Consider the following 19,011-nt stretch of genomic DNA (forward strand, 5'->3'; position numbering starts at 1 on the left):
CGACCCCACCGAACGGGTGACGCGCCCGTTCGCGGCGCCGTCCGCCGAGCACTGGCTCGGCGCCGACGACGTCGGCCACGACCTGCTGTCGATGCTGATCCACGGCGCCCGCATCTCGCTGTTCGTCGGGATCGTCGCGGCCGTGATCGCCACCGCCGTCGGCACGATCGTCGGGGTCGTCGCAGGATATGCGCGCGGCGTCGTCGACACCGTGCTGATGCGCATCGTCGACGTCGTGCTGGCGCTGCCGGTGCTGCCGCTGACCATCGTCATCGGCGTCTTCGCCGGACCCGGTCTGCGCACTCAGATCATGGTCATCTCGGCGGTGTTGTGGGCGGGTTTGGCCCGCGAATTGCGCGCACAGGTCCTCACACTGCGCGAACGCGATCACATCCAGGCCGAACGCGCCATGGGCGCCGGTCCCGGGTACGTGCTGTGGCGTCATATCGCCCCGTCGGTCGTGCCGCTGGTGGTCCCGCAGTTCGTGCTCACCATCAAGACTGCGGTGCTGCTCGAAGCATCGCTCGCGTTCCTGGGACTCGGCGACATCTCCGCCGCGAGCTGGGGATCGATGCTGTCGATGGCGCACGCGCGCAGTGCCTTCCTGACCGACGCCTGGATCTGGTGGGTGATCCCGCCGGGTGTGGCCATCGCCGTCACCGTGCTCGCATTCGCGTTGCTCGGCAATGCCATCGAGGAGCGATCCCACCCGATCCTCCTGCCGGCGAAGCGATCCCGGAAGAAGGCCGCCACCGCACCGGCTCCGGTCGATCCGGATGTCGATGCGGGAGCACCGCTGGTGATCGACGACCTCACCGTCGTCTACGGTCAGGACGGGCGCGGCGCCACGGGAGTCGGATTCACCGTCGGCGCAGGAGAACTCGTCGCCCTCGTCGGGGAATCCGGCAGCGGCAAGTCGACGGTCGCGGCGGCCACGATGGGGTTGCTGCCCCCGGCCGCGCAGATCGTTTCCGGGGCGGTGCGGGTCGACGGCCGCGACGTGGCCGGGATGAGCCCCGCGGAACTCCGGGGCCTGCGCGGCAACCGCATCGCCCTGATTCCGCAGGAGGCGCTGAGCGCCCTCGACCCCGTCTACACGATCGGCTCCCAGATCGACGAAGCCGTCCTCGCCCACCGCTCGTGCACGAGAGCCCAGGCGCGGGAACGCACCCTCGAGCTCCTGGCCGACGTGGGTCTCGAGGCCGACAGGGTCGACGCCTACCCGCACCAGCTCTCGGGCGGCATGCGTCAGCGCGTCGTGATCGCGATGGCGCTCGCCAACGAACCGGACGTGCTCGTGGCCGACGAACCGACCAGCGGACTGGACGTGCTGCGCGAGGCCGAGGTTCTTGCGCTGCTCGACGAGCTGCGGGTGCGCCGATCCCTCGCGTTGCTGATCGTCACCCACAATCTGCCGGTTGTCGAGCGAATCGCCGACCGTATCGCGGTGATGAAGGACGGCGAACTCGTCGAGATCGGTACCGCCGAGCAGGTCGTCGGGTCGCCCACGCACCCGTACACCCGCAAACTCGTCGAATCGGCGCCCCGGCTGCGTCCGTCACTTCAGGAGGTCTTCTCGTGAGTGCACTGCTCGACATCGCATCGCTTTCGGTCGCATTCGACGGCAAGCCCGCGATCACGGACGTGACCCTGCAGGTCGCCGCCGGTGATTCCGTCGCGCTGGTGGGTGGCTCCGGAGCCGGGAAATCCACCGTCGCACGGGCGGTCGCCGGCCTGGTGACCCCGACCGCGGGACGGATCGTCTTCGACGGAGTCGACCTGACCGCGGTGCCGCAGCGCCGGCGCCGCGCGGCGCGCAAGGGGATGCACCTGGTCTTCCAGGACCCGTACGCGTCGCTGCCGCCGACCCTGCGGGTGGGGGACATCGTCGCCGAGCCGATGGTGATCCACCGTATCGGTGACCGGGACAGCCGCCGGCAGGCCGCGGTCGCGGCGCTCGAATCCGTGCACCTGCGTCCCGCCGAGAGCTTCCTGCAGCGCTACCCGCACGAGCTGTCCGGTGGGCAGCGTCAGCGGGTGGCGTTCGCACGGGCGCTGGTGACCAGGCCGAAACTGCTGCTCGCCGACGAACCGACCAGTGGTCTCGACGCGTCGCTGCGACTCGAGATCGTCGACCTCATGGGCGAACTCGCCGTCTCCGAGAACATGGCCGTCGTCCACATCACCCACGATCTGGCGCTGGCCGCCCGTAGTTGCCGCGACATCGTCGTGATGCAGGGCGGGCGCATCGTCGAAGCCGGCCGCGCCGACACCGTTCTCGCCGACCCGGCACACGAATACACCGCCGCCCTCGTCGGTGCCGTGTCCGGTGTCTGAACCCGATTCCGCTGCAACCCGACTCACACCAGGAGATGTCCCGATGTCCGAAACCATCGCCGTCGCCGAGAACGGCACCGTCATCGATTTCACCGTCGACGACGTCATGAAGTACCACGGCCCGGGATTCCCGGGCGGAGTTGCACACGCGGTGAAAGTCCTCGAACGCGCGCTGCCGGTGCTGAGTCCCGACGCGCCCGCGGAGCGCCGCGAGATCAGCGTCGCCACCGCGCACCGCGGTCCCGGCGTGCGCGACACGTTCGAGGCGGTGACCCGGGCTGTGACCGACGGGCGGTTCACCGTCGACGCGGAACTCGAGCGCCGCGATCGCGGGCAGACGCTGGAGCGGTACGTGTTCGTGCTGACCTACCGCGACCGGACCGTGCGGCTCGAGATCCGCGACGGCTTCGTCACCGACGAGTTCATCACCCTCGGGCGCAAGGCCGACCGCACCGACGACGAGGAAGCACGCCTGACGGTGCTCAAGCAGGAGATGGCCGATCGGCTGCTCGCTGCACCCGCGGACGAGGTCTACGACATCGTGAACTGACGTGCACCGCGGTGGATTTCACCGATCGGGCCGACGATGTCCGACGGTCCCGTTAATCTTCGCCCATGACCGAGAAGGCGAAAGGCCCGGAGTCGTACTTTCCGTCGATCGAGAAGAAATACGGTCGCCCGATCGAGGAGTGGAAGACGATGATCCGCGAGTCGGATCTGACCAAGCACATGGAATTGGTGAACTGGCTCAAGGTCGACCACGGCATGGGCCACGGACACGCCAACGCCCTCGTCGCCCACACCCTGAAAGAGAACGCGGGCCCGATCGTGCGCGGAGCGTCAGGTGTTGTCGACCCAGCGCAACAGCGAGTACAGGAACCGCGTCGCGCCCGGCATGAAGTTGCTGCCGTGGTGGTACGTCGGATCGAGGGTCGTGACGATGAGACGGCCCGCAGTCGAAGTGGTGTCCTCGTAGAGCATCATGCCCGCGTCGTGCGGATTGCCCTCGGCATCGGGTTCCTCGGAGACCACGAGCGGGACCACGTCCGCTTCGGTGCGGAGCAACCCGTGGTGATGCCAGATGACGGATTTGGTGCTCAGGTACGCCCATGCCCCGTGGTCGTGGCTGCGGGTGCGGATCAGCGGGTCCTCACCGTGGAGCCACCACCAGAAGTTCGTCGGCCGCGGTTCCCATTCCACGCCGGGAAGCCAGGTGTGGACGCCGTTCTCGCCGAGGACGACGAGCGTGTCGCCGCGCTCGGCGACCGCGCGGAACCGATCGGCGTGGCGGGCGACGAGTCCGGGATGCAACCGGTCGGCGACGATCACCGTCGAGTAGCCGTCGAGATCGCCGTCGGCGAGGTCGGCCAGGTAGTGGAAGTCCGGCTGGTAGGCAAGCACCGCCGGGTCCTTCATCGTCTGCAGATGGGGGTAGGACCCGCCGTGGACGATGGCCAGGCGCCGGCTCCGCAGGGGTGCGATGTCGGTGCGGGAGAAGGGTTCGGCGGTGGTCATCGCTGCGTCAGCCAATCGATCAGTTGCGGTGTCATCCGCGCGGACGTGTTCGGGTCGTTCTTCCAGCCGGTCAGGTCGTTCCCGCCGTGGACGAGCACCTGGCCGTCGCCGAGCGGGTAGACGAAGTCGAGGGGCAGCGCGTGTCGGCCGATGCGGGTCGTGACGATCGCATCGTCGGGGATCTTGTCGACGTAGCCGCGCGCGTAGAAGCCGGTGACGCCCTTGCGAAAACTCAGGTCGGCAGGGTCGACACCGTCCCACACCGGGTGCGGATCGCCGAGCGTGATCGCGAGGTCCTTCGGGCCGGTGTAGGCGAGCTTGCGCCACACCCCGAGGCCGGGAAGGAAATCCGTCAACGCGTGACCCATGACGGCGACGCGGCCGCCGCGGGTGACGAATCCGGTGAGCAGATCTCGGTTGCGCTCGAGGAAGATCTGGTCGACACCGCCGCCGATGATCAGGCCCCGCACTGTCGTGAGGTCGACGTAGGGGAGGTTGTAGACGTCGACCTGACCGACGCGGGGTCCGGTTCCGGGTTCGCCGGCGAGGTTTTCGGTGCCCATCGTCACGTGCAGGACAGCGGCGATCGCGGTGGGCTCGTCGGTGGTGGAGGGCGGCCGGTTCGATTGGGGCACTGTTGCTTCCTGGTGTTGGCTTCCGGGGCACGGGTCCGGTCTCCGCGACGGTGTCGCGGGCCGGGCTCGCCGGGTTCGTCCGAATAAGGTGAACCTTAAGTAGTAAAGGTAAACCTAACCCGCTCACCCAGGCAAGCTGCCCACGCCGAAAGGCGCCGGCAGCCGTGTGCTGCCGACGCTGCAAACGTGGCGTGCGCCCGTCAGTTACAGACGACGGTGAGACCGAGACCCCGCCAGATCTTGTACTCGACGTAGTCCCATTCCTGGTCCGTCGAATCCCATTCGGGACGGATCTCGGTGTAAAACCCCTTGTCCCGCTGCTCGGTGACGTTGCACACGGTCAGCGCGCTGCCGGACTTGTTGGTGATGGTGTACGGGATGTCCTGTGATTCGAGGGTGGCGACGGCGTCCTGCTCGCTCATGCCTACGACGTTGGGGATTCCGACGACGAGGATGTCCTCGTACAACCACTCGGCGGATGCAACTCCGGTGCCGAGGGTGAGTGCGGCGGTGGCCGCGAGAACCGCGGCGGTCAGGGTTCTGCGCATGACAACGTCCTTCCGGAGACGATGCCGGTTCGAAATGCGGACCCGGCAAGGAAAGCCGGGCGACGGGGCGGGTCGCCGCAGTGCCCCGCGCTGTGCGGCGAACCGGATGCGCACCGAAGGATCGGGTCACGCCTGTCGACGTGGCCGCCGAGGTGTGGACGCGATCCGGTGCTCATCGGGGTGTATTCGTCGCGGGCCGTTGCGACGAATGTGCGTTACGTCACAAATCGTACCTCCGGGTCTGTGGAGGTGGCGGGGACTTCGGCAACTTGTTATTGACAGCACCCTGTCTAATTGACAGGATGCTGACATATCGATGAACGACATCGGAGGTTGCCATGACACCCACGCTCGGCACAGTGTTCCTCGCCGTCTACGACACCCTGGCCGACTGGGAACCCGGCCATGCCGTCGCTCACCTGGCCCGGGCCGGCTACACGATCCGGGCCGTCGGGCCGAGTCGTGAGCCGGTCACGACCATGGCCGGCATCCGCATCGTCCCGGATCTGGCCCTCGACGAGGTCAGCCCCGACGCCGCCGCCCTGCTCGTGCTTCCCGGCGCCGACCTGTGGGATACCGGCGACGAACTGGCCCCGTACGCACGCCTCGCCCGCGAATTCCTCGACACCGGCGTGCCCGTCGCGGCGATCTGCGGCGCCACCGCCGGACTCGCCCGCGAAGGCCTGCTCGACGACCGCGATCACACCAGCAACGTGTCCTTCTACCTCGCCGCCACCGGCTACGGGGGCGCGGGTCGCTATGTCGAGGCCGATGCCGTCACCGACGGCATCCTCGTCACCGCCGGTGGGACCGAACCGGTGGCGTTCGCCCGCGAGATCTTCGGCCTTCTCGGCGTGTACGAGGGTGAGGTCCTCGACGCGTGGTACCGCCTGTTCCACGACTCCGACGCGTCCGCCTTCCCGATCCTCGAGGCGGCCGAAGAGGCGGCGGGCGGCGACCGGTGAGCCGTGCCGAACAGGATCTGCTCAGCCGGGCCGCGCTGAGCGTCTTCCGTCTCAACGGCCAGTTCCTCTCGGCCGCCGAGGAACTCGCGAAACCGGCCGGTTTGACCGCGGCCCGCTGGCAGGTGCTCGGCGCCGTCCTGCACGAGCCGCTTCCGGTCGCCGGAATCGCTCGCGCGATGGGCATCACGCGGCAGTCGGTACAGCGCATCGCGGATCTGCTCGTCGATCAGGGGCTCGCGGAGTACACCCCGAACCCGGCGCACCGCCGGGCCAAGCTGGTCGCACCCACGGCGGCGGGCCGCGCGGCGATCGAACGTATCGGTCCGGCACACGCCGAACTCGCCGCGCGGCTGGCCGGCGCGCTCGGTGCCGAGGGCTTCGCCGAGACGGTGCGAGTCCTCGAACGGCTCTCCTCGACACTCGACGCGATCGGCGTCGCCCGGTAGTGCTCTGAGCACCGTGACCACCACGGGGGTGTGGTACGCGTCACAATCGATCAAAATGCTCAGTTGTTGTCGATGCTGTTGACGGATTGAATCAGGAATGGAGATTATTGCTGCACCAATTGATGTGACTCGAGCGACACTGCACAACGGATGTCGCAAAGGAACGGTGGTGTGCGATGACCGAGATCGCGGTCCGTGAAAGCGACAGCCTTCCCTATGATCTGAACGACCGATACCGCTCCGGCTCCGGAACGGTCCTGCTCACGGGTGTGCAGGCCATTGCCCGGCAGCTCGTCGAACAGCACGTGCGGGACATCCGCGAGGGCCGTCGCGTGGCGACCTTCGTCTCCGGGTATCCCGGAAGCCCGCTCGGCGGCCTGGACAAGTTGCTGCACGGCATGCCGAAGGTGCTCGCCGAACACGACATCACGTTCACCCCGGGGTTCAACGAGGAACTCGCCGCGACGGCGGTGTGGGGCAGCCAGGCGGACCTCGGAGCGGGCACGCCGACGCACGACGGCGTCGTCGGCGTCTGGTACGGCAAGGGCCCCGGCCTCGACCGCGCCACCGACGCGCTGCGGCACGCCAACATGTACGGCGTCTCACCGACCGGCGGTGTGCTGCTGATGGTCGGTGACGACCCCGCGTCCAAGTCCTCGACCGTGCCCGCCGTCAGCGAGCGGTCCCTGGCCGCCCTCGGCATCCCGGTGCTCTTCCCGCGCAACGCCGCCGAGATCGTCACGATGGGCCTGCACGGCGTCGCCCTCTCGCGGGCCTCGGGGTGCGTCGTCGCACTCAAGATCGTCGCGGATGTCGCCGACGGCGCCTGGAGCGTCGACGGGTCGGTCGCGGACACCGAGATCACCGTTCCCGAAATCTCCTGGGAAGGGAAGCCGTTCGTCTACAAGCAGCGCCCGATGGCCGCGCCGGTCGACAGTGTGATCGCCGAAGCCGACCTGTACGGGCCGCGCTGGGCGATGGTCCAGGCCTACGGCAAGGCCAACGCGCTCGACGTCATCGAGGTCGATCCCGCCCATGCCCGCATCGGCCTCGTCGCGACCGGCACCACCTTCGACGCGCTGCGGCAGGCCCTGCTCGACCTGTCCGTCACCGACGCCGACCTGCACAAAGCCGGCATCCGGCTGATGCGCATCGGCATGCCGTACCCGATCGGACCCGACATGGTCCGTGAGTTCGCCGACGGGCTCGAGCGCATCGTCGTCGTCGAGGACAAGACCGCCTTCGTCGAAACCCAGATCCGCGAGATCCTCTACGGAACCGAATCGGCGCCGGTCATCGTCGGCAAGAAGGACGCCGACGGACGGCGACTCGTCCCGGTGGACGGCGAACTCACCGCCGGCCGGATCCGCGGGCCGCTGCGCCGCGTCCTGAAGGGGCATGTGGACCTCGGCCCCGCGCCGCTGCCGCAGCTCCCGCTTGAGGTGCTCTCGGCCACCCGCACTCCCTACTTCTGCAGCGGCTGCCCGCACAACCGTTCCACCGCGCTGCCGGAAGGATCGATCGGCGGCGGCGGCATCGGCTGCCACGCGCTCGTCACGATGTCCGGCCGCGCCGACAGTGCGGTCACCGGGCTGACCCAGATGGGCGGTGAGGGCACCCAGTGGATCGGTCAGGCCCCGTTCACCGACGTCGGTCACATGTTCCAGAACCTCGGTGACGGAACGTATTTCCACTCCGGTCAGCTCGCCGTCCAGGCGTGCGTCGCGGCCGGCGTGAACATCACCTTCAAGCTGCTCTACAACGACGTCGTCGCCATGACCGGCGCGCAGGACGCCGAGGGTGCGCTGACCATTCCCGCGCTCACCCACAAGCTCACCACCGAGGGCGTCAAGCAGATCATCATCTGCTCCGACGAACCGAAGCGGCATCGCAAGCGCAAGCTCGCCCGCGGCGTCACGGTCTGGCACCGCGACCGCCTCGACGAAGCACAGCGCGTGCTGCGCGAGGTTGCTGGCGTCACCGTGCTCATCTACGACCAGCACTGCGCCGCCGACGCGCGACGTCAGCGCAAGCGCGGCACCCTGCCGACCCGCACGACCCGCGTCGTGATCAACGAGGCGGTGTGCGAGGGCTGCGGCGACTGCGGCGTCAAGAGCAACTGCCTGTCGGTGCAGCCCGTCGACACCGAGTTCGGTTCGAAGACCCGCATCGACCAGACCTCCTGCAACACCGACTACTCGTGCCTCGACGGCGACTGCCCGTCGTTCGTCACCGTCGAGATCGACCCCACCCGCAAGACCGAGAAGCGCACCGCACCGACACCGCCCGCCGTGCCCGACGTCGAGACGGCGGTCGCCGGCACCCGCAACGTGTTTCTCGCCGGAATCGGCGGAACCGGCATCGTCACCGTCAACCAGGTTCTCGCGACCGCGGCGATGCGTGCCGGCTTCGAGGTCGAATCCCTCGACCAGATCGGTATGAGCCAGAAGGCCGGACCGGTGGTCTCGCACCTGCGGTTCGCCCCCGACGAGCTCGAACCGGGCAACCGCGTCGGCACCGGCGGTGCGTCCTGCCTGCTGGCCCTCGACCTGCTCACCGCGGCCGATGCGAAGAACCTCGCCTACGCCGATGCGGCCACCACCGTCGCGGTCGCGTCGACGAGCCGCACCCCCACCGGGGACATGGTGTACGACCGGTCGATCCGCCACCCCGACGAGGAGCAGCTGCTGTCGCGGCTCGAGGCCGCCACCGCCCGGCTCGCCTCGTTCGACGCCCTCGCCGCCGCACAGGCCCTGTTCGGGAACACTGCCGCCGCGAACTTCCTCGTCGTCGGTGCCGCGCATCAGCTCGGCGGCCTGCCGATCCCCGCGGAGGCCATCGAGGAGGCCATCGAGCTCAACGGTGTCGCGGTCGCGGCGAACATCGCGGCGTTCCGCTGGGGACGCGCGGCGGTTGCCGATCCCGACGCGTTCGCCGCGGCGACCGAGCCGGTCCGCGCGCAGCGTTCCGGGACCGTCGTCCCGGAGGAGCTGCTGGCCGGCACCACGTTCGACGGTGAGGTGCTGCGCCTGGTCCGGATCCGTGCCGCCGCGCTGATCGACTACCAGGGCCGCCGCCTGGCCGCCCGGTACATCGAGCAGGTGCAGTCCGTCTGGGAAGCCGAGCGTCGCGTCACCGACCGCACCGAGTTCTCCGAGGCGGTCGCCCGCGGGCTGTTCAAGTTCACCGCCTACAAGGACGAATACGAGGTCGCGCGGATGCTCGTCGATCCGGCCTTCCTCGACGAGGTGAACGCGCAGGTGCCCGACGGAGCGGACCTGACCTACCGCCTGCACCCGCCGGTCCTCCGGGCACTCGGCCGCAAGAAGAAGGTCGGTTTCGGACCCAGAACCCATGTGGCACTGCGTCTCCTGGCGAAGGGCAAGAGGCTGCGCGGAACCCGGCTCGATCCCTTCGGCTACGCCCACGTGCGCAAGGTCGAACGCGAGCTGCTCGCGCACTACACCGACACCGTCCTGGGTCTCGCCGCAGACCTGAACGAGGACACCTACGACCGCGCGGTCCGCATCGCGGACCTGGCCGACACCGTCCGCGGCTACGAGGACGTCAAGCTGCGCTCGATCGAGCGCTACCGCGCCCAGCTCGCCGAACTCGGCATCGACGCCCCGTCGGCACAGACCCCCGAAACCTCCCAGATCCCCACCGCCCGAAAGGAATCCGTCGCGTGAGCACCCCCACCGTCATCCGCCCCCTCGAGGACACCGCAGCAGGAGTCTTCGGCCGGTCCCGCAACCTGTCGGATCGCCCGCACGAACAGGTCGTGTTCTGTGAGGACGCCGCGACCGGGCTCCGCGCGATCATCGCGATCCATTCCACCGCACTCGGACCCGCGCTCGGCGGCACCCGCTTCTACCCGTACGCCGACGAGCGGCAGGCGCTCGACGACGTGCTGCGCCTCTCGCGGGGAATGACCTACAAGGCGGCGGTCTCCGGCGTCAACCTCGGTGGCGGCAAGGCCGTGATCATCGGCGACCCGACCACGGACAAGACCGAGGCGCTGCTCGCCGCGTACGGCCGGTTCGTCGACTCCCTCGGCGGTCGCTACATCACCGCCGCCGACGTGGGAACCTTCGCCTCCGACCTCGACGTCGTCGGCCGCAGCACCGCCCACGCGGTCGGCCGGACCGTTGCGGCCGGTGGATCCGGGGACAGCTCCCCGCTCACCGCGCTCGGCGTGTTCCAGGCGATGCGTGCCGGTTCCGAGAACGTTTGGGGCGCACCGAATCTCGACGGACGTGTCGTCGGCGTCGAGGGTCTCGGCAAGGTCGGGTATTCGCTTGTCGACCTGCTCGCCGCGGACGGCGCCCACGTGGTGGTCTCCGACGTGAATCCGGCCGCGATCGAACGCGTCGTCGCGGACTTCCCGAACGTGCGGGTCGCCGACAGTGTCGTCGAGGCGCCGCTGGACGTCTACGCGCCGTGTGCGCTGGGCGGCACGCTCTCGCCGGTCACGGCCCGGTCCCTGGACGCGCGGCTCGTGTGCGGCGCGGCGAACAACCAGCTCGCGTCCCCCGAGGTCGAAAACCTGCTGGGGGAGCGGGGGATCACGTGGGTGCCCGACTACGTGGCCAACGCCGGCGGCCTGATCCAGGTGGCGGGCGAGGTCGACGGTTTCGACGCGGCGGCCGTGCGTTCCGACGTCGAGGCGATCTTCGACCGCACCTCCGAGATCTTCGAGATGGCACGGGTTCTGGGCACCGGGCTCGGCGCCGCCGCGAACCGGATCGCGGAGCAGCGCATCGACGCAGCGTGACATCGATGCAGTAATACGAAACAGAGGCAGGGGAGTCGCTACGGCGGCTCCCCTGCCTCGTTGCGTCCGTCCGTGTGTCGCCGTCAGGGAAGGTCCGCGACCGGCGTCGAACGGCCGTGCCCGGCACCGCGGGTGAGCTGATCGAGCAGAGGCTGCGTCCGGTACGCCACAGGCGTCGTCAGGGCCAGCGTCGTGGTGGTGTGTGCGACGCCTTCGATCGAGTGGATGCGTTCGAGCACCTGCAGCAGGTTCTCCTGCGACTGGGCGGCCATGCGGATCAGCAGGTCCTCCCGGCCCGTGGTCGCGTGCACCTCGAGCACCTCGGGGAACCGTTCCAGTTCGGCGATCACGTGGCCCATACGGGCTTGGACCAGCTCGGCGCCGATGAACGCCTGCAGGGGCAGGCCCAGCTTCGGCAGGTCGACGACCGGCCGGTATCCCGTCACGGCTCCCGACTCCTCGAGCTTCCGGATGCGCGACTGGACGGTGTTGCGTGCGACGCCGAGCTTCGCCGACAGGTCGACGATCCCGGCGCGAGGGTTGTCGGTGAGCTCGGAGAGCAGGGCCGCGTCGAGACGGTCGAGACTGAGCACGGTGACATCCTTTCCACTGTGATGCGGGTCACTAGTTGAGCATAGTGCATAGCTCTTGAAGAAGATATTGACACCATTCTCGCTGGTGCCATGATTGCTGCATAGAAATGCTCACAGAATCTCTCATCGACGCACCATGAAGCGCCATCTGTGAGCGAACGCCCCCGGCTACCCACGAGGTCCGGTGGGGCAATACAACCCACACCGAGGAGCACAACATGCCCGGAGTCGGCATCTGGCGCACCAAATCTGTAGAGCAATCGATCGCGGACACCGATGAACCCGGTTCGAGGCTCAAGCGTGAACTCACCGCGAAAGATCTGACCGTATTCGGTGTCGCCGTCGTGGTCGGCGCCGGCATCTTCACCCTCACCGCCCGCACCGCCGGGAACGTGGCCGGCCCCTCGATCTCGCTGGCCTTCGTTCTCGCCGCCATCACCTGTGGCCTCGCCGCCCTCTGTTACGCGGAGTTCGCCTCGACGGTTCCCGTCGCCGGCAGCGCCTACACCTTCTCGTACGCGACGTTCGGCGAGTTCGTCGCCTGGATCATCGGCTGGGACCTGATCCTCGAATTCGCCCTGGCGTCCGCCGTGGTCGCGAAGGGGTGGTCCATGTATCTCGGCGGATTGTTCGGCGGCAGTGAACACACCACGATGCATCTCGGGCCCCTCGCATTCGACTGGGGTGCACTGCTCATCGTCGGTGCGATCACCGTCATCCTCGCCGTCGGTACCAAGGTGTCCTCGCGGGTGTCTGCGGTCGTCACCGCCATCAAGGTCGCGGTCGTGCTGCTCGTGATCGCCGTCGGCGTCTTCTACATCAAGGCGAGCAACTACGCGCCGTACATTCCGCAGGCCGAGGAAACGCAGACCACCGCGACCGGCGTCCACCAGTCCCTGTTCTCGGCGCTGACCGGCGCCGGTGGCAGCACCTACGGCTGGTACGGCCTCCTCGCCGCGGCGAGCCTGGTGTTCTTCGCCTTCATCGGATTCGACGTCGTCGCCACCACCGCCGAGGAAACGAAGAACCCGCAGAAGTCGCTTCCGCGCGGCATCCTCGGATCGCTCGCCATCGTCACCGTCCTCTACGTCGGCGTCACCCTGGTGCTCACCGGCATGGTCAAGTACACCGATCTGCGGACCGGCAGCGCCCTCGTGGGTGACGGCAGCGCCACCCTGGCCACCGCGTTCGAGGCACACGGCATCACGTGGGCGCAGATGGCCATCAACATCGGCGGCCTCGCCGGCCTCACCACGGTCGTGATGGTGATGATGCTGGGCCAGACCCGCGTGCTGTTCGCGATGTCCCGTGACGGACTCATGCCGAAGAAGCTCGCCACCACGAACCACAAGGGCGTCCCCGTGCGCATCACCCTGATCGTCGGCGCCGTCGTCGCCGTCCTCGCCGCGGTGTTCCCGATGGGTGTGCTCGAGGAAATGGTCAACATCGGCACGCTGTTCGCGTTCGTGCTCGTGTGCATCGGTGTCATGGTTCTCCGCCGGATCCGTCCGGACCTGCCGCGCGGTTTCCGCGTCCCGATGGTGCCGCTGGTGCCGATCCTCGCGGTGCTCGCCTGCGGCTGGCTGATGCTGAACCTGTCCGTCGAGACCTGGATCCGGTTCGTCGCCTGGATGGCCATCGGTGTGGTGGTGTACTTCGCCTACGGTCGCCGCAAGTCGGTCCTCGGACAGCGACTGCGAGCAGAGCAGCAGCGGGTCGACGAGGTCGAGCAGGTCTCCGAACCGCGCGAGGTCCCGCAACCCGAACCGGTGTAACCGCCCGTACCCGTGCGCGTTTCCGGTAGCACCAGCTACCGGAAACGCGCACGAGCCTTGTTCGGGTAGCTGCGCAAAAACGAATCGGTCCGCTCGCCCGGAGAGGGCGAGCGGACCGATTCGTGAATCGCTGTGGTCAGCGACCTACGCGACTCAGCAGTCGAAGTACAGCTGGAACTCGTAGGGGTGCGGACGCAGGTTGACCGGAGCGATCTCCTGCTCGCGCTTGAGCGAGATCCAGGTCTCGATCAGGTCGGTGGTGAACACGCCGCCCTCGGTGAGGTACTCGTGATCCTGCTCGAGACGGTCGATGACCGCGTTGAGGGACGTCGGAGCCTGCGGGATGTTCTTGGCCTCCTCCGGCGGGAGCTCGTAGAGGTCCTTGTCGACCGGAGCCATCGGCTCGATCTTGTTCTTGATGCCGTCCAGGCCGGCCATCATCTGCGCGGCGAAGTTCAGGTACGGGTTGCCCGAGGAGTCCGGCGCGCGGAACTCGAGGCGCTTGGCCTTCGGGTTGTTGCCGGTGATCGGGATGCGGACCGCGGCGGAGCGGTTGCGCTGGCTGTACACGAGGTTGATCGGAGCCTCGTAGCCCGGAACCAGGCGGTGGTACGAGTTGATCGTCGGGTTCGTGAAGGCGAGCAGCGACGGCGCGTGGTGCAGGATGCCGCCGATGTACCAGCGGGCGACGTCCGACAGGCCCGCGTAGCCGGCCTCGTCGTGGAACAGCGGCTTGCCGTCCTTCCACAGCGACTGGTGGACGTGCATGCCCGAGCCGTTGTCGCCGAACAGCGGCTTCGGCATGAAGGTGGCGGTCTTGCCGTTCTTCCACGCGGTGTTCTTGACGATGTACTTGAACAGCTGCAGGTCGTCGGCCGCGGCGAGCAGCGTGTTGAACTTGTAGTTGATCTCGGCCTGGCCGCCGGTGCCCACCTCGTGGTGGCCGCGCTCGAGCTCGAAGCCGGCGAGCTGCAGGTTGGTGGAGATCTCGTCACGCAGGTCGACGTAGTGGTCGTACGGGGCGACCGGGAAGTAGCCACCCTTCGGGCGCACCTTGTAGCCGCGGTTCGGGGTGCCGTCGGCGTTGTACTCGTTGCCGGTGTTCCAGGAGCCGGAGATCGAGTCGAGTTCGTAGAACGCGCCGTTCATCTTCGAGTCGTAGGAGACGGAGTCGAAGATGTAGAACTCGGCCTCGGCACCGAAGAACGCGGTGTCGGCGATGCCGGTGGACTTCAGGTACTCCTCGGCCTTGCGGGCGACGTTGCGCGGGTCGCGCGAGTAGGACTCGCGGGTGAAGGGGTCGTGGACGAAGAAGCTGACGTTCAGGGTCTTGGCGGCGCGGAAGGGGTCGATACGCGCGGTGGTTACGTCCGGGAGGAGGAGCATGTCCGACTCGTGGATGGACTGGAAGCCGCGGACCGAGGATCCGTCGAAGGCCAGGCCGTCCTCGAAAACATCCTGGTTGAATGCCTTCGCGGGGATCGAGAAGTGCTGCTCGATGCCGGGCAGGTCGGTGAAGCGGATATCGACGTACTCGACGTTTTCGTCCGCGATGTACTTGATGACCTCTTCGGCCGTGGTGAACGCCACGCTTGTGCTCCTTCAGTCGGTGCGCGCCAGTGTGATGGGCGCCTGCGTCGAATGCAGACGGTATGGACTCGGTGTTGCCCGCCCATCAAACCCATGTTTCGCCAGTGTTACACCTCGCGTCGTCCTGCGGTGAGGGCACAGGTTGTGGTAAAGGTCACCGGCGGTACACGGGCTCGCCCTTCTAGGGCGGTGCACAGCCTATCCTGGACGCATGGCACGGATGACGGGCAGTTGGCTTTCCGGTCCCTCGGCGGCACTGCCGAAGGACCAGCAGCGCGAGCAGGACTATCCCGGGCAGCTGCTCGGACTCCCGCAGAACGGACCCGGATCGCTCGCCACCACGGGCAAGCGTGTGCTCGCTCTGATGATCGACTGGTTCACTGCGATGGGTGTCGCGATGCTGCTCGTCGGCGAGAACCCGCTCGAGAGCTCGAACCTGTCCGCCTACACCCTGATCGTCTGGTTCGTCGTCGGCGTCCTGTGCGTGACGCTGTTCTCGTTCACCCCCGGCCAGTACATCGCCGGCCTGCAGGTCGCGCGGGTCGACGCTCCGGTGCGGGTCGGCATCATCCGCGCCCTGTCGCGTCAGCTGCTCCTCGTGTTCATCGCCCCCGCGCTGGTCACCGACCTCGACAACCGCGGCCTGCAGGATCGGGCCACCCAGACCGCCGTCGTCCGCAGCCGCTAGGGCTTTCGGTCCCGGCAATCGACGCGGTGAGTACGAAGTCGCTCACACTGCAGCGTGGGCGAATTCCGAAAGCGTGGACGGATTCCGAGGCGCGGATCGGAGACGACCTGACACGACGACCTGACACAACGAGAAGGGCCGCTCCCGTGATCGGGAGCGGCCCTTCTCGTTCGCGTTCTCGTCAGCGTCGGCGGATCGTGCGCTGCACGCTGCGCATTTTCGCGCCGGGCGGCAACGGACCCTTCGGCATCGCGGGACCGGACTTCTTGGTGCTCAGCGCCGACAGTCGGCCCTCGATGGCATCCATGCGCTTGGTGTCGATGTTGCGGGGCAGCTTCGACAGATGCTTCTGCAACTGCGACAGCTCCACCTGGCCCTCGTCGTTGCCGACCACGACCTCGTAGATCGGGGTGTCGCCGACCAGTCGTGCCACGCGCTTCTTCTCCTGCGCGATGAGACCCTTCACCCGGCCGGGCGAGCCCTCACCGACCAGGATGACGCCGGGACGACCGATCACGCGGTGCACGGCGTCGAGCTGGGTGGTGCCGGCAACGGCCTGGGTCACGCGCCACGCGCCCTGAAGGTTGTCGAGCGCCCACGCGGCCGCACCGGCCTGGCCCTCCGCTCTCGCGTAGACGGTCTTCTGCACGCGGCGACCGAAGACGATGAACGCCAGCAGCGCGCCGACGATGATGCCGATCGGCAGGAAGAACCACTGCAGCCCGAAGATCAGGCCGATCAGGAAGAACACGACGATCGACGCGACGAGCACACCGATCATCCACGGCAGCAGAAGCTTGTCTTCTTTGCGCTGGATCTGGAAGGCCTGCCAGAGCTGCGTGCGCCGCTCCTTCGATGCCTGCTTGCGCGCGGCCTTCGCCGCGGCTTTCGCTTCCTTGGTGGGTTTGCTGCCGTTCGCCATGCTTATCAGGATACGTTCCCCGTGATGGCGTCCTCGCCACCACGGGTCCCGTCTCCGGCTACTGCCCGAAGCGGGCGAGAACCGAGCTCGCCTCCTGCGACGCGGTGCCCTCCTGCGCGAGATGCGCCTGGCCCGCGGGCAACTCGCGGCCGTGATGGGCCATCGCCTGCGCGTAGAGGCGACCGGCGCGATAGGACGAACGCACCAGCGGTCCGGCCATCACGCCCGCGAAGCCGATCTCCTCGGCGGTCTTCGAGTGCGCGACGAACTCCTCGGGCTTGACCCACCGCTCCACCGGATGGTGCCGCGGGGACGGACGCAGGTACTGGGTGATGGTCACGATGTCGCAGCCGGCGTCGTGCAGGTCGTGCAGCGCCTCGGTCACTTCCTCGGGGGTCTCACCCATGCCCAGAATCAGGTTGGACTTGGTGACCAGACCGAACTCGCGGGCGGCGGTGATCACGTCCAGGGACCGCTGGTAGCGGAACGCCGGGCGGATCCGCTTGAAGATTCGCGGAACGGTCTCGACGTTGTGCGCGAGCACCTCGGGACGGGACTCGAACACTTCCTGCAGAAGCTCGGGCTTGCCGTTGAAGTCGGGAATGAGGTTCTCGACGCCGGTGCCCGGGTTCAGTTCGTGGATCTTCCGGACGGTTTCCGCGTAGAGCCAGGCGCCGCCGTCGGGCAGGTCGTCGCGGGCGACACCGGTGATGGTCGAGTAGCGCAGGCCCATCGCCTGAACGGACTCGGCGACACGGCGCGGTTCGTCGCGGTCGAGGGCGGTGGGCTTACCGGTGTCGATCTGGCAGAAGTCGCAGCGTCGGGTGCACTGCTCGCCGCCGATGAGGAAGGTCGCTTCGCGGTCCTCCCAGCATTCGTAGATGTTGGGGCAGCCGGCTTCCTCACAGACCGTGTGCAGACCTTCGCTGCGCACCAGGCCCTTGAGCTCGGTGTACTCCGGGCCCATTTTCGCCCGGGTCTTGATCCAGTTCGGTTTGCGTTCGATCGGCGTCTGCGCGTTTCGGGTCTCGATCCGCAGCAGTTTGCGTCCTTCTGGGGCCACAGTCACGGATCCGATCGTACGCCCGGGGAAAGGTTCGGCCCCGGCCGGGGAGCGCCCGGCCGGGGCCGCCTCGAGGAAGCCGTCAGAACCGCATGGTGGTGAACTCGGGGCGCTGCGCGGGCGGCTCGGACGCGGCGACGGCCTGCTCGAACGTGACCCGCTCGATGTCGTGCTCGGTGACCGGAAGCTTCCCGTCGAGCGCATCGACGACCGCGGTCGTCACGGCGTCGGTCACCTCGTCGACGGTGACGTCGCGGCCCAGTTCGCCCGTCAGCGACGCGACGCCCGCGTCGCGGATGCCGCACGGAACGATGGAGTCGAACGCGTCGAGCGCGGAATTGCAGTTGAGGGCGAACCCGTGCATCGCGACGCCGCGCTGGACCCGGATCCCGATCGCCGCGATCTTGCGTTCGGGAAGCCACCGGCCGTCGCGCAGTTCGGCGGGCAGCCACACCCCGGAACGGCCCTCGACGCGTCCACACCGCAGTCCCATGTCGGTACACACGGTGATCAGGGCCTGCTCGAGACGTCGCACATAGTCCACGACGTCGATCGGCTCGGCGAGCCGCACGATCGGGTACCCGACGAGCTGACCCGGCCCGTGCCAGGTGATCTTGCCGCCGCGGTCGACGTCGATCACCGGTGTGCCGTCCTTGGGCCGGTCGCCGTCCTCGGTGCGCCGACCGGCGGTGTAGACGGGGGGATGCTCGAGCAGGAGAAGCGTGTCGGCGCCGATGCCCTCGGCGCGCTCGGCAGCGAGTTCACGCTGACGCTCCCATGCTTCGAGGTAACCGATCAGCCCCAGGCGGGCAACGACGACGGGATTCGGATCGAGTCGGGCGGAAGCTGTGGCGCTGCTCATGTATGTCGACCCTACGCCGTCCGGTGAGCGGTCAGAAGGGGAGGCGCTTCGCCGAGGGAACGATTTCTCGGGCGCCTTCGATCGGTCGCGGAAACACCCGTAGCGGGGCGATGCCGGTGCGGCATCGCCCCGCTACGTGAGGCTTTCGGTCACCCGCAGGAACGGGTCACCGGGTCACAGACCGAGATCGGCCTCGAACGCGCCTTCCTCGAGACGGTGCTTGACCGTGGTGAGGAAGCGACCGGCGTCGGCGCCGTCGATGAGGCGGTGATCGTAGGTCATCGGCAGGTAGCACATC

The 19,011-nt window shown here is 68.0% G+C and carries 18 protein-coding genes and 1 pseudogene; 10 read left to right on the forward strand and 9 right to left on the reverse strand.

The window, feature by feature from the left end; all coding sequences use genetic code 11:
* From I0Q12_RS05610 to I0Q12_RS05625, 4 genes and pseudogenes are all read left to right on the forward strand, one after another.
* Positions 1-1,582: dipeptide/oligopeptide/nickel ABC transporter permease/ATP-binding protein (locus tag I0Q12_RS05610; RefSeq protein ID WP_231610069.1), on the forward strand; the 1,582-nt coding region annotated here is incomplete at its 5' end.
* The gene (locus I0Q12_RS05615) at positions 1,579-2,337 is read left to right on the forward strand and encodes an ABC transporter ATP-binding protein (protein WP_197250999.1); all 759 of its coding nucleotides are present in this window, start codon (positions 1,579-1,581) and stop codon (positions 2,335-2,337) included. The genes I0Q12_RS05610 and I0Q12_RS05615, both read left to right, overlap by 4 nt.
* 43 nt (positions 2,338-2,380) lie before the next feature.
* A complete protein-coding gene (locus I0Q12_RS05620; protein ID WP_197251000.1) occupies positions 2,381-2,887 on the forward strand; it encodes a hypothetical protein in 507 nt (168 codons plus the stop codon).
* A 65-nt stretch (positions 2,888-2,952) separates the two neighbouring features.
* Positions 2,953-3,150, forward strand: a pseudogene (locus I0Q12_RS05625) (DUF4287 domain-containing protein); the annotation flags it as partial.
* Positions 3,151-3,177: 27 nt separating this feature from the next.
* On the opposite strand, the gene I0Q12_RS05630 reads toward I0Q12_RS05625, so the two are convergent.
* From I0Q12_RS05630 to I0Q12_RS05640, 3 genes are all read right to left on the reverse strand, one after another.
* A complete protein-coding gene (locus I0Q12_RS05630) occupies positions 3,178-3,852 on the reverse strand; it encodes a hypothetical protein (protein ID WP_197251001.1) in 675 nt (224 codons plus the stop codon).
* Complete coding sequence (locus tag I0Q12_RS05635) at positions 3,849-4,487, reverse strand: hypothetical protein (protein WP_307846041.1); 639 nt, start codon at positions 4,485-4,487, stop codon at positions 3,849-3,851. Before I0Q12_RS05635 ends, I0Q12_RS05630 begins: the two co-directional genes overlap by 4 nt.
* Positions 4,488-4,687: 200 nt before the next feature.
* Positions 4,688-5,035, reverse strand: a complete 348-nt coding sequence (locus I0Q12_RS05640) for a PASTA domain-containing protein (protein WP_197251002.1) — start codon at positions 5,033-5,035, stop codon at positions 4,688-4,690.
* 338 nt (positions 5,036-5,373) lie between these two features.
* Between I0Q12_RS05640 and I0Q12_RS05645 the strand changes: the two genes are divergently transcribed.
* The 4 genes from I0Q12_RS05645 to I0Q12_RS05660 all read left to right on the forward strand — a co-directional run bounded on the left by I0Q12_RS05645 (position 5,374) and on the right by I0Q12_RS05660 (position 11,220).
* Complete coding sequence (locus I0Q12_RS05645) at positions 5,374-6,000, forward strand: DJ-1/PfpI family protein (protein ID WP_197251003.1); 627 nt, start codon at positions 5,374-5,376, stop codon at positions 5,998-6,000.
* Positions 5,997-6,446, forward strand: a complete 450-nt coding sequence (locus I0Q12_RS05650; RefSeq protein WP_197251004.1) for a MarR family transcriptional regulator — start codon at positions 5,997-5,999, stop codon at positions 6,444-6,446. The genes I0Q12_RS05645 and I0Q12_RS05650 overlap by 4 nt, the downstream gene beginning before the upstream one ends.
* 176 nt (positions 6,447-6,622) lie before the next feature.
* Entirely contained in the window at positions 6,623-10,135 is a 3,513-nt protein-coding gene (locus I0Q12_RS05655; protein ID WP_197251005.1) for an indolepyruvate ferredoxin oxidoreductase family protein, read from the forward strand.
* Positions 10,132-11,220 (forward strand): Glu/Leu/Phe/Val dehydrogenase dimerization domain-containing protein, encoded by a 1,089-nt coding sequence (locus I0Q12_RS05660; RefSeq protein WP_307846042.1) that lies wholly within the window; start codon positions 10,132-10,134, stop codon positions 11,218-11,220. Before I0Q12_RS05655 ends, I0Q12_RS05660 begins: the two co-directional genes overlap by 4 nt.
* Before the next feature lie 83 nt (positions 11,221-11,303).
* On the opposite strand, the gene I0Q12_RS05665 is transcribed toward I0Q12_RS05660, so the two are convergent.
* Positions 11,304-11,813 carry an Lrp/AsnC family transcriptional regulator gene (locus I0Q12_RS05665; RefSeq protein ID WP_197251006.1) on the reverse strand — a complete coding sequence of 170 codons (510 nt, stop codon included), beginning with the start codon at positions 11,811-11,813 and terminating at the stop codon, positions 11,304-11,306.
* Positions 11,814-12,031: 218 nt separating this feature from the next.
* Here I0Q12_RS05665 and I0Q12_RS05670 point away from each other — a divergent pair, with 218 nt between their 5' ends.
* Positions 12,032-13,588 carry an amino acid permease gene (locus tag I0Q12_RS05670; protein ID WP_231610070.1) on the forward strand — a complete coding sequence of 519 codons (1,557 nt, stop codon included), beginning with the start codon at positions 12,032-12,034 and terminating at the stop codon, positions 13,586-13,588.
* Positions 13,589-13,741: 153 nt separating this feature from the next.
* On the opposite strand, the gene glnA is transcribed toward I0Q12_RS05670, so the two are convergent.
* Positions 13,742-15,178 (reverse strand): type I glutamate--ammonia ligase, encoded by a 1,437-nt coding sequence (glnA, locus tag I0Q12_RS05675; protein ID WP_197251007.1) that lies wholly within the window; start codon positions 15,176-15,178, stop codon positions 13,742-13,744.
* A gap of 211 nt (positions 15,179-15,389) precedes the next feature.
* Here glnA and I0Q12_RS05680 point away from each other — a divergent pair, with 211 nt between their 5' ends.
* Positions 15,390-15,866, forward strand: coding sequence for an RDD family protein (locus tag I0Q12_RS05680; protein WP_197251008.1), 477 nt, complete (start codon positions 15,390-15,392; stop codon positions 15,864-15,866).
* Between the two features lie 181 nt (positions 15,867-16,047).
* On the opposite strand, the gene I0Q12_RS05685 is transcribed toward I0Q12_RS05680, so the two are convergent.
* The 4 genes from I0Q12_RS05685 to I0Q12_RS05700 form a co-directional block, all read right to left on the reverse strand.
* Complete coding sequence (locus I0Q12_RS05685) at positions 16,048-16,788, reverse strand: DUF4191 domain-containing protein (protein ID WP_197251009.1); 741 nt, start codon at positions 16,786-16,788, stop codon at positions 16,048-16,050.
* Between the two features lie 58 nt (positions 16,789-16,846).
* A complete protein-coding gene (lipA, locus tag I0Q12_RS05690) occupies positions 16,847-17,857 on the reverse strand; it encodes a lipoyl synthase (protein WP_197251010.1) in 1,011 nt (336 codons plus the stop codon).
* 76 nt (positions 17,858-17,933) lie between these two features.
* A complete protein-coding gene (lipB, locus tag I0Q12_RS05695) occupies positions 17,934-18,713 on the reverse strand; it encodes a lipoyl(octanoyl) transferase LipB (protein WP_197251011.1) in 780 nt (259 codons plus the stop codon).
* A gap of 174 nt (positions 18,714-18,887) precedes the next feature.
* The coding region (locus tag I0Q12_RS05700) for a 2-oxo acid dehydrogenase subunit E2 (protein WP_197251012.1) at positions 18,888-19,011 on the reverse strand (124 nt) is incomplete at its 5' end.

The sequence above is a fragment of the Rhodococcus sp. CX genome (assembly GCF_015865005.1).
Lineage (GTDB): Bacteria > Actinomycetota > Actinomycetes > Mycobacteriales > Mycobacteriaceae > Rhodococcus.